Source organism: Curvibacter lanceolatus ATCC 14669 (assembly GCF_000381265.1).
GTDB lineage: Bacteria > Pseudomonadota > Gammaproteobacteria > Burkholderiales > Burkholderiaceae_C > Curvibacter > Curvibacter lanceolatus.
In genome coordinates this window covers 31985-45103 of the sequence record NZ_KB906263.1, presented here as the reverse complement: position 1 = coordinate 45103, position 13119 = coordinate 31985, and the positions used below count along the sequence as shown (strand labels likewise).

The window sequence follows — 13119 nt, the reverse complement described above, 5'->3', positions numbered from 1 at the left end:
CTTGACCTCGGCCAGGCCCACGTGCCTGTTGATCCTCGATGGCCGCCTGCCACCTGCGGGCGATGCCCAGACCGAGATGCTCGATCTGCAGGCCTTTGTGGCGCTGGCCTACCAGGGGCATTGGATGCGGCGGCTGCTGGCCTATCGCGAGGTGCGGCTGCTGACCTACAGTGCCCGGCACCTGCCGCGGCGCTTTCTGCTGATGCTCCTGTTGTGGTGTCTGGCCCGTCGCCGTTGCGTGATCGAGTCCCAGGACGGCCAGACCTTGTCCGTGCATTGGCCAGCGTTGCTGGCCCAGGCCTGGCACAGCCTGCTGGATGCTTGGGGCCGCCCTGGCCTCCTGCGGCGGGCCCGCCAGCAGGTGACCCTGCTCGCCCAGCCGCGCCCGCGTGCGACCCTGGCCGCGGTGCCCGCGCGTCAGGCGCCGTGGTACCTGAAGACCGATCTCTGGCTCGGGACGCCGGCCGGGGGCTCAATCACCCATGTGGCCGGGGTGGTCAACCACCTGGCCGACTTTGGCGGTTCGCCGATTCTCTGGGCCCCGACCGCCAATCCCCTGGTGGATCGGGCGGTGACCTTCCGCCCCCTCGCACTGCCGGACCGGTATTGGGATTTTCGCGAGTGTCCTCCCCTGGCCTTGAACGAGTGGATGGTCCGGCACTGGCAGACTCCCCAGGAGCAGCCCTCCTGGATCTACCAGCGCTACAGTCTGCACCAGTATGCCGGGGTCTGGGCAGCACGACATTTCAAGGTGCCCCTGGTGCTCGAGTACAACGGCTCCGAAGTCTGGATCGGCCAGCATTGGGGCAACGGTCTGCGCTACCCAGCCCTGGCCCAGGAGATCGAAATGCTGAACCTGCGGCAGGCCGATCTGGTGGTGGTGGTGAGCGCGCCGCTGCGGGCTGAACTGGAGGCCATCGGCGTGGCGCCGGAGCGCATCCTGGTCAACCCGAATGGCGTGGACCCGCAGGTTTATTCGCCCCAGGTGGACGGTATGCCCCTGAGGCGGCGCCTTGCGTTGGAAAATGCCTGTGTGATCGGTTTCATCGGGACCTTTGGCAAATGGCATGGGGCCCAAGTGCTGGTGGAGGCCTTTGCACGGGTGCTGGAGGCCTGGCCTTCCACGGGGTGCGGCAAGCCATTGCATCTGCTGATGATCGGCGACGGGCAGACCCAGGCACAGTGCCGCGACTTGGCGGTTCGGTTCGGGATCGAGGCCTCGGTCCATTTCCCCGGGACAGTGCCGCAAAAGGAGGGTCCTCAGTGGCTGGCGGCCTGTGACCTGCTGGTGGCCCCGCATGTGCCCAACCCCGATGGCTCCGCATTTTTTGGCTCACCTACCAAGGTCTTTGAATACATGGCCATGCAAAAGCCCATCGTCGCGTCGCGCCTGGGGCAGATCGGCGAGGTCTTGAGCCATGGGGTGTCTGCCAGGCTGGTCGAGCCTGGTTCGGTCGCGAGCCTGGCGGAGGGCTTGTTGAGTGTCCTGGCCGATCCGGAAGGGGCCCAGGAAATGGCCCGCCGGGCCCGCCTGGAGGTCCTGGCCCACTACACATGGCAGGCCCACGTGGGCCGCATCCTGACTGCCCTGGAGCGCCTGTGCGCCTGACCTTGTTGGATTATTGGCGCCTGGCCCGAGGCATGCCGCCCGACGTTCTGGTGCAGAAGGCCTGGTGGTTGCTGGTGCGTGTGGTACGGGCCTGCGCATTCCGGCTGCACGACCGCCTCTGGTCCAGCTATGGCGACATCCGCCGGCCTGAAGGGGCCTGGACTTGGGCCCTGCGGCCCGATTTCCAGGCTTTGGCCGCGCATGGGCCGGCCCTGGGCACCCTGGCGCGGCAAGCCATGGACCAGCAGGTCGATCTGCTCGGGTCTGGCCTGCTGCGGGTGGTGGCGCCAGTCCGGGTTCCGGGTGTGGCCGGCCACGTCTATTCCAGCCCCATGTCCGCGTCGGACGGGCGGACCCCATGGGCCAACCGCCACGCCGTCCACCGCTGGACCCAGGCCCTGTCGCCCGGCTATGAGCGCATGGATTGGCACCTTGATTTCAAGTCCGGATTCCGCTGGGAGGCCTCGGTCTGGTACCAAGACATCGTTTATGGCGACCGGCCAGGGGTCGATGTCAAGGTGCCTTGGGAACTGAGCCGCTGTCAGCACCTCCCCTGGATTGCCCTGCACGCGCTGGCCAGCTCTGAGATCTCTGTGATCGTTTCGGCACGTCAGGCTTTCGAGGATCAGGTCTGCGACTTCATGGCCGCCAACCCACCCCGGTTTGGCGTCAACTGGTGCTGCACCATGGACGTGGCGATCCGAGCCGCGAACTGGGCTTTGGCGGGGGCGTTGTTCCAGGCGACCGAGGCGGGCCTGTCGCCCGGCTTCCAGGCCCTGTGGCAGGCCGCGCTGCGCGATCACGGCCGTCACATCGTGGGCAATCTCGAGTGGTCGCCAGGGCTGCGCAGCAACCACTATCTGGCCAACATCTGCGGCCTGCTGTTCGCGGCCCGGGCGTTGCCAGCCGAGCCTGAGGCCCAGGCATGGTTGGGCTTCGCCGCCCAGGCCTTGTGGACGGAATGCGAGTTGCAGTTTCTGCCCGACGGGGCCAACTTCGAGGGCTCCACCAGCTATCACCGGCTGAGCGGTGAGATGGTGGTGTTTGCAGCCGCCTTGCTGGTCGGTCTGGACCCCGGGGTGCTGGAGGCGGCCCTGCAGCAATGGCCGCGGCTTCTGGTAGCCCGTGGGCCGGGGCCCCATCCTGCGGCCTGCTTGCCACAGCCCGCGCCGCCGGCACGCCTCATCCTGGAGCGCCTGGCCCATTGTGTGGCGGGTATCGAGCGCTTCTCCCGGGCCATCACCCGACCAGACGGACAGGTGGTGCAGATCGGCGACAACGACAGCGGACGCTTTTTCAAGCTGATGCCGGCCTGGATGCCGGACACCAAGGCCGGTGCACTGCGGACCGAAAGCCACACCGACCACCGACACCTGATCGAGGCGGCCCGTGCGTTGCTGGCGCCTGCTGCATCGCCGGCTTCGGTGGATGCTGCCGTGATCCAGGCCTTGTGCGGAGCCCGTTCCATCGCCCCGACGCAGCAGCAACCCGAGACCGCAGGGATGGTGCACTTCGCTGATTTCGGCCTCACCCTCTACCCGGGCAAGGCGTTGTGGTGCGCCGTCCGATGCGGCGCCGTCGGGCAGAACGGCCAGGGGGGGCATGCCCACAACGACCAGCTTTCACTGGAGGTGTGCAGCGACGGCGTGGCCTTCATCGTCGACCCAGGGACCTATCTTTACACCCCGCTGCCCGAGGAGCGCAACCGGTTTCGTGCCACGGCAGCACACAACACCCCGGTGGCCGAACTCGAGCAGAACGGCTGGTTGCCAGGTCGGCTGGGGCTGTTCAGCCTGCAACGGGTAGGCGCTTGCGCCGTGATGGAGGTCGGGCCTCGGAACTGGGTCGGTCGGCACGAGGGTTTCGGGCCCCCCTGCGAGCGCCGGCTGGTGATCGGTCCCGAGGCGTTGGTGGGCGAGGATCTGTTCGAAGGTGGGTTTGCTGTCCACTGGCAGTGGGCGCCAGGAACCCTGCTGCGTGAAAGCCAGCCTGGTGTCTGGCTGGCAAGCCGCCAGGGCCGGTCGCTGCAACTGCGCCTGGATGCGGGGCAGGCCGTGCTGGTCGAGGGGGCTGTCTCAGTGGGCTATGGGCTCAGTGAGCCGGCCCCTCGGCTGCTGGTCACCGGGCTGCGGGGGCGCTTGGGCTGGTGCCTGTCGACGCCAGGGAGCATGGGCTGATGCGACGCAAGGTCCTGATCACGGCCATCCACCACTGGCACTCTCCGTTCCAGGTGGGCAGCCATGCCTTTGCCCGCGAATGGGCCCGGCTGGGGTGGGAGGTTGCCTATGTGTCGGCACCGCTGACGCCGCTGCACCGACTGATGCCCCAGGATCAAGATCTGAACTGTCGCCGCGCCAACCATGCGGCCGGTGGCCAGCGTGATCCAGAGACCGGAGTCTGGCACTACGTGCCCTATGCCTGGGTGGCCCCTGACCTGCGGTTCCCTCTGGAGCGGGCTTGCGTCCTGCGCCATTGGCAGCGCAGTGCGGCGCCAGCCCTCATGCCTTTGCTGCGGAGCCAGGGATTCTCTGAAGTTGACGTGCTGTTTCTCAATACAGCCTTTCAGCCGTTCTGGCTGCAGGCGATGCCCCACCGAACGTCGGTTTACCGTGCTGCGGACCTGAACTCGGGCTTTCGGGGGTTCGGCCAGGGTGCGCAGGCTGTCGAGCGGGGCTTGATCAGCCAGGTGGATTGCGTGGTGGCCGCTGCCCACAGCCTGCAGGCGCCTTTGACGGCGATGGGCGCACGGCGCGTAGAGGTGATTCCCAACGGGATTGATGCGTCTGTTTTCATGACCCCCCAAGCCCGGCCTGAAGAATATCTGGGGCTCACAGGCCCCATCGCCGTTTATGTGGGGGCCTTTGGCCCCTGGTTTGACTTTCGGCTGCTCCATGCCTGTGCCAAGGCATTGCCTCACTTCCATTTCGTGCTCATCGGCCCCCTGAGCCCCGATCAATTGGTGGCTTGTCTACCTAACATCCATGTGCTGGGGCCGCGACCCCAGCGCCTGGTGGGCGCCTACCTGCAGCACGCCCAGGTTGGCATCATTCCGTTTGATCGTGAGCGGTACCCCGGGCTGGTCAATCATGTACACCCCCTGAAGCTTTACGAATACCTTGCGGCAGGCCTGCCCGTGGTAGCCACCTACTGGGATGAACTGGGCGCCTTCGAGCATCCGGCGCAGCTGTGTCATGGTGCTGAGGCTTTTCGGTCGGCTTTGCAGGCCCAGGCGTCGGCCCAGGTGGATCGGCAGCGAGCACGGGATTTTGCGTTGGCCAGCAGTTGGCAGGGGCGCCTGCAGCAACTCCTGCCGACCCTCAATGGGCTGGCGCACGCATGAGACCGGGGACGCGTTTCATCTGCTATGACTACCTGCAAGTGGCCGGTGGGGCTGAGCGGGTGACGCTGGTCATGGCCGAGGTCTTGGGTGGGGCCGAGATCCTGGGTGGGGTGGAGGTGCTGGTATCGAGGGTCTATCCGACCGTTTTGCCATTGCTGGCGGCGGCCCGTCTGAAGCCGCGAACCCTTGGGCGTTGGTTCACTCGATGGCTGACCCGGATCCCCGAGGCCATGGTTTGTTTTGCTTGGGGCGGGGGGGCTTTGGCGCATGCCGACATCGTCATCTACAGCGGCTTCTATGCGCCGTGGGCCGTCCATTGGCAAAAATCCGGCCGGCGGATCTATTACGGGCACAGCCTGCCCAGGTTTGCCTACGAACTTCGAGAAGACTATCGACGGCAGATGGCGCCGATACTGCGACCCTTCTTCGATCTGTTCACTGCAGTGGTTCGCTGGCGCTATGCAGCAGCGATAAAACACATGGATCTCCTGCTGGTCAATTCCGAGAATGTGGCTCGGCGCATGCAGCGGTACCTGGGCTTGCGGGCGCAGGTGTTGCACCCCCCTGTCGACATCGGATCATTCCGTTGGCTGGGTGATCATGGCTATTACTTATCAGTGGCTCGGTTGGAGCCGCTCAAAAGAGTTGAAATCATCATCGACGCTTTCATGGCGATGCCCGACCGGCGCCTGATTGTGGCTTCGGGCGGATCACAGTTCGAGCGCCTCAAGGCCATGGCATCGGGCGTTACGAACATTGAATTCACCAACTGGGTTGACGAGCGAGAAATGCAGCACCTCATCGGCTATGCCCGTGCCACGATCTACGTCCCGGTAGATGAGGATTTCGGTATGTCGCCAGTGGAGTCCATGGCGGCTGGCAAGCCGGTGATCGGGGTGGCAGAGGGGGGGCTGCTGGAGACGATTCGTCACGGCGAGACCGGTTGGCTCATCGAGGGAGCGCCGACGGCCGAGGCGGTATGTGTCGCGGTGGAGCGACTGGAGGCGATGGATCCCGGCCTTACACGTTGCGCTTGCGAGCAACAGGCGCAATTGTTTGGATCTGATCGGTTTGCTCGGTCCCTCAAGGAAATAATCGATGCATTGTGAGTCGATGGGCCGTCTGGGCTGTAGTCAACCGCGGTCGTGCGGGCCGTTGTCTTCAGCATGCGGTCAACGGTGTCGTCCCCGCGGTAAGCTATCGGCCTAGAAGATCGGGCGTTCATCTGTTGGAGGTCCCTCGGCATCCTGAGCTTGACACTTGCGTCGGTTGATGCCTGCATCGGGTTGTTGGTGAATCCAGGAGTGGACTACGCATTGCCCATTGATACTTTCAGTCTCATGGCGTTTGAAACTGTTGTTGAGTTTTGATGAGTGCCCTGGAGAGATGACCTGTTGTCCCACTGAACATTTTGAGTGCCATTTGGTGTGAATGCACAACAGGGCTTTGAGTCCAGAAAATTGGTGCCGAATGTATGCGTGCGGGATGAGCCACAAGGAGGCCGATGCTGTCAGTGCTGTCTTCAGCACATTGAGGCCTTGCCAAAGGTGCATCCGCTCAACTGACACCCCATTCCCGATCAGGTCGGTTTTTGACCTGATTGGTGTTGCTTCCCTGACTTGGTCGTTATTTGAAAACGGTTTGAAACTCGATTCCTGATTATGAAGCAGAGCTGTCACATATATCGGCCCGAAATAGATGGGCTTCGGGCATTTTCTGTGATGGCTGTGATGCTGTTTCATGCGGGCCTGGAATCGTTTCGAGGCGGCTATGTCGGTGTTGATGTATTTTTTGTCATCAGTGGCTATTTGATCTCGAAAATAATTTTATCCGAAAAGGAGCAGGGGCGCTTCTCCTTGATTGACTTTTATTTGCGACGAATTAGAAGAATCATTCCGATGCTTTTTTTGGTGTCGCTAATTTGTATTCCGATAGCTTGGCTCTGGTTTTATACCAATCAGTTGATTGATTTTTCGAAAAGCATCGTTGCTGTTTTGACATTTTCTTCAAATTTTTTATTCGGGAGTCAGAAGGGGTATTTTGATGCGTCAAATGAACTGAAGCCATTGCTGCACACCTGGAGTCTTGGTGTCGAGGAGCAATATTATATTGTATTTCCGGCTTTGCTGATTTTGGCTGCGCGAATGGGGCCGCGTAGTCGATTTTTATTGATGGCTGTGCTTGCGTTGGTTAGTATTTTGTTTGCTCAATGGGCTGCGATGAATAAGCCGGATTTTGGCTTTTATATGCTGCCAACTAGATTTTGGGAGTTTATGCTGGGTTTTCTCTGCACCCAACTCGAGCCTATGCTCGGGCGCTGGCCGACATGGCGTAGGAATTTTTTATCGGCATTGGGGTTGTTGATGTTGATGGCTTCTGTCTTCTTCTATGATGAGAAGACCCCATTTCCTGGTTTTTCAGCCTTGATCCCGACGGTAGGTGCCGCGCTAGCGATCCTTTTTGCACTTCCGGACACCTGGGGGGGGCGATTGCTCGGTAGTCGGCCCATCCCCACCATCGGATTGCTCAGTTACAGCGCCTACCTCTGGCATCAACCAGTTTTTTCATTCGCCCGTTTTAGAAGCTATGGTGATATGGCCCCAGAGAATCTGGTCTTGTTGATTCCAGGGATCTTGGTTCTGTCTTGGCTTAGTTGGCGTTTCATTGAAACCCCGATACGGCGTAGAGCCCTTCTTCGGCGTACGAGAGATCTCTTGTGGGTTCTGGGTCTGGCGTCTCTAGTGGGACTTTCTACGGCAGCTTATGGAATTTATGATAACTACATGGGTAAAAGATCAACGCCCTATTTTTTGAGGTCGCTGGAGAGGAATTCTGATTATGTTGCGGATAACTATTATCTGATTGGTCAGAGTTGGGAGCTGCAGCGGGAAATCAACGGCATACCATTTTATGCTGTTAATAATGTTCCTCGGGATCGAGAAATGGTTTTTGATTCTGGGGATCTGCGCTCGAAAATGCTGGTTGTTGGAAATTCTCATAGTGTGGATTTTTATAATGTTCTACGCTTCTCTCGGAAAATGTCAGATCATTTTCAGGTGGCCAGATTTGGAGCCAATATCGTTGAGATCAATGATGAGCTTTTTCTATCTCCGAATTATCGAGCGGCAGATGTTGTTGTCTATTGCTCGCTGATGTCGAAGGCTGATCTTGAGGTCCTTGAGTCGGTTGTGGTCAAGACGAAGCGCGATGGAAAGAAGGTCTACGTTTGTAAGAATGTCTTTACGTGGATGGAGCGAGCCATTTTCACAAAACTGGATCGGCTGATCGTGGAAGGTGTTGCGCGTGGTGATGGATATGATCAGATCTCTGATTCGGTCAACGCGCGATACGCGCAGGATTTCCATTCGCGAAAATACGTTAACGAGGATTGGAAGGAATCCAGTCTGAATCTGGAGGTGCTGGTTGACCGATTGGTCCATGAACACTCGATCCAGGTCATCGACAGGATGGCATATGTTTGTCGTGGTTCGAGTTGTGAAATTCTCAGCAAGACACTGGGAAAGTACTTCTACGACATGGGGCACCACACACTGCTGGGTGCTAAATACTTTGCGTCCATCGTAGACCGCACGGAAGTCTTGGACGACATGCTCAAGCCTTGAGTTTCAGCCGTCAAGGCGGTCAGGCGTTCTCACTTGGATACGCATATGCGATCCACGTCATATGAGCGGTCCATGCTCCCATCTTGACCCCGGTGCGCTTTGTCCGTTTCCGGTTACCCCGCAGGGGGCGGTGCGTATCAAGACAGCTCTCTGGGTTCAGGCCGTGCGGCCCTAATCATGGCTTTCAGTGAACATTGCAGTATCGGACCGTGCATTCATGGGCTCCGATTGCACCTCAATCATGGCGATACGTTGGTTCAAGCGCTTCAATTCACGTTTGAGCTGAGTACTTTGGATGTCTGCATGCAGGGCTTTGATGATGAGCAGCAGCATCCCCAGCAACAAAGCCAGGGCGGGCGGATAGGCGAACCCGAATGTCCTGGCCAACAGATCGGTCACACCAGGCCAAAGCCCCAGGATCGCGGCACAGGCAGCCACCCCTATCCAGAACAGCCCATGCACCAGGTGCAGGTGATCGCGTCGAAGCAGGTAAAGGATGAACACGGCCAAGCCGATGCCCAGCAGACTGGTGGTGATTTGTAGTTGGGCCATGACGGAGCGGGGCGAGATCGGGCGAAGAGAGTCGAAGAGGGGCGGCGGAATCAGTGCGGAGTCTTGGATTCGCTTTGCAACAGGCCTTGCAGGTTCTTGAACAGGGGGTTGTTCGGCTCGGCCATCAGCGCCTGACGGATGTCTTTCTCGCTGGCTGGCTTGTCGCCCTTCACGTATTGTGCGACGGCCCTGGCGTAATACGCCAAGGCGCTGGGGCGTCGGGCAATGATCGGATCGAGCAGGGCCATGGCTTCGACAACCTTCTTCTGGCCCAGGTAGGCCAAGGCCAGTTCAATGCCGTACAGGTCCTTGTCAGGGCGCTTCTGAATCAAGGCTTGATACTCTTTGATCGCTTCTTCCGGATGCCCCGAAGCCGCTGCCGCCTTGGCGTGCCGCTGATGTGTCAACTCTTCCGCTTCAGCCGATTCTGCTGGCCGTTTCAGGGATTCACCATAGCTGTCGTAGGCCTGCGCAAACTTTCTCAGCCGCGAGTAGGCCTCTCCGCGTTGGAAGTAGAAGCCAGCGGTGGCGTAGCCTTGCTCAGCGGCCAGATCGAAGTGTTTCAATGCCTCTTCGGGTTGATTGCGCTGAAGCAGGACGATGCCTAGATTGGTATGCGCGGGGCCAAAGGGCTCACCGAGGGCAACGGCATTGCGCAGGCTTTGCAGGGCGCTGTCTTCGTCGCCTTTGCTCAGTTGCTCCACACCGAAGTTCAGCATCGGACGCCAACGGCCCACGGCATTGGCTGGTGCCTTGAGATCGACTTTTGCCGCGGCGTCCGCCCAGGCTGAATAGGGGTCCTGCAAGGACTGGAGTCGTTCGACCGACAGTCCACCCAGCACCAGAGCCAGCAGGGCCGCCAAAGGGTAAAGGACCTTGCCCGGGCTGAACCCGGTCAAAGGCACGGCGATGAGGGCCGGGATCGGCAGCGCCCATAGGTAGCTGCGGTACAGCACGAATGGGTCCTGGATCCAGACGGTGCTGAATTCGGTCACGAACAGCAGCAGCGGAATCAGCAGGCACAGGCCCATCAGGCCGAGGACATCGGCGCGCCGGATCACCAGCCAGCCCGATATCATCAGCAGGCTGACATAGGCGAGCGCGCCCGCGCTCTGGGGCCAGCCCAGCAGTGACATGGGAAATGCCGGGTGCAGGTCGATCGACATCCAGCTGACATTCGGAAACAGCCAGAGCAGCCCGTAATGAAAGAACAGTGTCATCTCGTTGACGATGCTCAGGGGGTAAATTTGGGCCGTCACCCCGGGCTGCAGGGTTTCCAACTGGCGGGCATAGGCTTTGCCGTAGTCTTCGAAGATCCGGCCCAGCAGATCGCCGTAGCGGGTGGCGAATACGCTGGCGAGCAACAGCAGCGTTAGCGCCGTGGCTGCTGCCATCCAGGCCATGGTCTTGCGGCTGGGTCGGGCCAGGAAGACGTACAGCGGCAAGGCCAGGGTGACGGCCGTCACCGCGTACTCTTTCGAGAGCAGCGCCAGCACATAGCAGAGCAGAGCCAGGCCGAACCAGCTCTTTCGCCCTTGTGTCAGTCCCCGTACGAAGCTGAGGCAGGCTGCCGCGGTGAAGAAGGCAGCCATCAGAATGGAGCGCTGGATGAGGTAGGCCACGGCATACACCGCCATCGGGTTGAGCGCGAAGACCACGGTGCCTGTCAGCAGGGCGGCGCGGCGCGAGGCTTCGAACGAGGGGGCGCTCCGCATGTCTTCGGGAAAGACCGTCTTCTCGATCAGCGCCCGGGCCAGGCCATACACCAGCCACACGGTGCCGAGGTGGAAGGCCAGGTTGACCGCTCGCTGCTTCCACCAGCCATCGCCCAGCAGATCCCGCACCCAGACAAAGCTGCCATAGGACAGCATGCGCACCTTCAGGGCGAGGCCTTGGTACAGATTGAAGACCGATCCATCAGTCAGCCGGGCATCGTCAAAGATCAGGGCATGGTGGATCCCGAGGCCGTAAATCAGCACCAACATCGCACTGAGCAGCAGCAGGGGGAGGATGGTTTTCAGGCTTTTCATGGGTGGGTCGAACTTCCTGTCGCTGGATGGGGAGTGGGCGGCGGGATTGACTCGGACGATTCGCCAATTCGGTGCCGTGACTTTGGTTGCGGGCCGATCGAGGGGATCTCCCAGCGCGACAGGCACAGCAGCGTGGTGATGGCCATGTACTTGAGGACACTGAACCACGAGTTGAAAATGCGTGACTTGCCGCTCAGTCGCAACTGCATCTGGACCGGGACCTCTTCGATGGAGAGGCCGGCGCGGCGGATCATCAGCAAGGCCCCGACGTCCTGGTAATCGAGCTGGGTGGCCGCTGGAGCGGCCACGACGCTCATGGCCGCATGGTTGTAGAGACGGAAGCCCGAGGTCAGGTCGCGCAGGTCAAAGCCGGACAGGCGTCTGAACCAGGCCCAGGCCAACAGGCGCAGGCGGCTGGCCCGTTCGGGAAAGGCCCCGATGACCACGTCGGCCTGTGGCGATGCGGCCAGCAGCTTGGGAATTTCCTGTACCTCGTGCTGGCCATCTGCATCCATCGTCAGCACATGGCCAAACCCTGCCCGCAGGCCGTAGCGGATGCCGGTCTGCATTCCGCCCCAGGCGCCCAGGGGCAGCACCGGGCGAATCACCCGTGCGCCGGCGTTGAGCGCGGCCTCCCCGGTGCCATCCTGGCTATGGTCGTCGATCACCAGCACGTCGCGATGGCCCGCCACGCGGAGTTGTCCGATCAGTGTCGCGATGGTCTCGACTTCATCACGGGCCGGAATCACCACCAGCATCGTGCGGTCCGGCCGTCGGGGCGCGGGCCATTCGGCGCACAGGGCATATTGATGGCGCAATGCCTGTTCGCAAGCCGCCATTGCGAAGCGGCTTTCCAGGGCCGTCCGCCCACGCGCCCCAGCGGCTGCCAATTCGGCGCGCCGGGCCGGAAGGTCCGCCAGGCAGGCCTGCCAGGACTCGACCCGGGTCGGATCTGAAACCAGCCAGCCGGCGCCACTTTCCCGGATCAGCCAGGGCAGGCCTGATCCCGTCAGGTCGGAGACCAGGCAGGGGCGTCCCAGGCGCATGGCCTCGAGCACCACCATGCCAAAGGCCTCGGTGCGTTCACAGGAGGCGAGGCAGAACAACTCGGTGTCGGCCAGCAGCCGGGTCTTGCCGGCCTCGTTGAGTGCACCCAGAAGGCGTATACGTGGTGAGGTGCCCTGTGGCGTCAGTTGCCGGATCAAGGACTCGAGCTTGGGGCGTTGTTCGCCCTCGCCGATGATCAGCAGTTCGAGCCCCGGTGTGGTGGCCACGGCTCGGATCAGGGTGTCAAAGCCTTTGTAATGTGCAAGTCGGCCGATGGACAGCAGCCGGAAGGTTCCGCTGTTCCAGCCTGCGATGGGCGCGTCCGTGGCTGGGGGCGGGTTGGGGTCCAGGGCCAGCGGGACCACGGCGCAGGTGGAGCGGCAGGGCCGCAAGGGGTTGCTGGCTTCGAGGTAGTCGGGTGAGGTGGCAATGATGCGCGCGGCGCGCGACAGGACGGCCCGCTCGAACGGGCGATAGGCCACGTAGGCCAGCCTCAACGCGCTGCGCCGGGGGTTGACCAGCACGTCGGAATGCCAATGCACAACCCAGGGTGTGCGTAGCGCGCGAGGGAGCGTCAGGCACCAGAAGCTGGCGTTGTTGGGCAGGTGCAGGTGCAGGATGTCGGGTCTGAACTCATCCAGCAGTTGCCGCAATGCGGGACGGAAGCCCAGCGCGATCGGGGCATAGACCAGTTGGATCTGTACCGGAACCCGGACCAGCCAGGCTGGGTCGTCGGGCCTGGGCCGACCGTGGACCAGCACCCGGGCATCCACGCCCTGTCGGCGTTGCTCGGCGACAAGCCCTTCCAAGAAGGTTTCCATACCACCCAGGTCCGGGGGGTAGAACTTGCCGATATGGAGTACTCGAAGCGTCATGCGTCCTGCGGGTGGGCTGCTGGACGGCAGGTGACCGAGCGCG

At 61.5% G+C, this 13119-nt stretch carries 8 protein-coding genes; 5 read left to right on the top strand and 3 right to left on the bottom strand.

The features are described 5' to 3' along the window. Window position 1 precedes the first annotated feature (1 nt). From F624_RS0118820 to F624_RS34145, 5 genes are all read left to right on the top strand, one after another. Window positions 2–1609 (top strand): glycosyltransferase, encoded by a 1608-nt coding sequence (locus tag F624_RS0118820; protein WP_169426644.1) that lies wholly within the window; start codon window positions 2–4, stop codon window positions 1607–1609. A gap of 32 nt (window positions 1610–1641) precedes the next feature. Then, entirely contained in the window at window positions 1642–3786 is a 2145-nt protein-coding gene (locus F624_RS0118815) for an alginate lyase family protein (RefSeq protein ID WP_169426642.1), read from the top strand. Further along, the gene (locus tag F624_RS0118810; protein ID WP_019575891.1) at window positions 3786–4949 is read left to right on the top strand and encodes a GumK N-terminal domain-containing glycosyltransferase; all 1164 of its coding nucleotides are present in this window, start codon (window positions 3786–3788) and stop codon (window positions 4947–4949) included. Before F624_RS0118815 ends, F624_RS0118810 begins: the two co-directional genes overlap by 1 nt. After that, on the top strand, window positions 4946–6058 hold the full coding sequence (locus F624_RS0118805; RefSeq protein WP_019575890.1) for a glycosyltransferase: 1113 nt from the start codon (window positions 4946–4948) through the stop codon (window positions 6056–6058). The genes F624_RS0118810 and F624_RS0118805 overlap by 4 nt, the downstream gene beginning before the upstream one ends. Window positions 6059–6610: 552 nt before the next feature. Further along, a complete protein-coding gene (locus tag F624_RS34145; protein ID WP_084679561.1) occupies window positions 6611–8572 on the top strand; it encodes an acyltransferase family protein in 1962 nt (653 codons plus the stop codon). A gap of 171 nt (window positions 8573–8743) precedes the next feature. On the opposite strand, the gene F624_RS0118795 is transcribed toward F624_RS34145, so the two are convergent. The 3 genes from F624_RS0118795 to F624_RS0118785 all read right to left on the bottom strand — a co-directional run bounded on the left by F624_RS0118795 (window position 8744) and on the right by F624_RS0118785 (window position 13022). Beyond that, window positions 8744–9124, bottom strand: coding sequence for a DUF2304 domain-containing protein (locus F624_RS0118795; RefSeq protein ID WP_019575887.1), 381 nt, complete (start codon window positions 9122–9124; stop codon window positions 8744–8746). A gap of 50 nt (window positions 9125–9174) precedes the next feature. Continuing rightward, the gene (locus F624_RS36400) at window positions 9175–9843 is read right to left on the bottom strand and encodes a tetratricopeptide repeat protein (protein ID WP_337955903.1); all 669 of its coding nucleotides are present in this window, start codon (window positions 9841–9843) and stop codon (window positions 9175–9177) included. A gap of 1307 nt (window positions 9844–11150) precedes the next feature. After that, complete coding sequence (locus F624_RS0118785) at window positions 11151–13022, bottom strand: glycosyltransferase (RefSeq protein ID WP_019575885.1); 1872 nt, start codon at window positions 13020–13022, stop codon at window positions 11151–11153. Window positions 13023–13119 lie beyond the last annotated feature (97 nt).

Excerpts from the sequence above, each read along its gene's own strand:
- F624_RS36400 (WP_337955903.1), bottom strand. The coding sequence starts at position 9,843 with ATGCTGAACTTCGGTGTGGAGCAACTGAGCAAAGGCGACGAAGACAGC.
- F624_RS0118810 (WP_019575891.1), top strand. The coding sequence starts at position 3,786 with ATGCGACGCAAGGTCCTGATCACGGCCATCCACCACTGGCACTCTCCG.
- F624_RS0118785 (WP_019575885.1), bottom strand. The coding sequence starts at position 13,022 with ATGGAAACCTTCTTGGAAGGGCTTGTCGCCGAGCAACGCCGACAGGGC.
- F624_RS0118795 (WP_019575887.1), bottom strand. The coding sequence starts at position 9,124 with ATGGCCCAACTACAAATCACCACCAGTCTGCTGGGCATCGGCTTGGCC.
- F624_RS0118805 (WP_019575890.1), top strand. The coding sequence starts at position 4,946 with ATGAGACCGGGGACGCGTTTCATCTGCTATGACTACCTGCAAGTGGCC.
- F624_RS0118815 (WP_169426642.1), top strand. The coding sequence starts at position 1,642 with ATGCCGCCCGACGTTCTGGTGCAGAAGGCCTGGTGGTTGCTGGTGCGT.
- F624_RS34145 (WP_084679561.1), top strand. The coding sequence starts at position 6,611 with ATGAAGCAGAGCTGTCACATATATCGGCCCGAAATAGATGGGCTTCGG.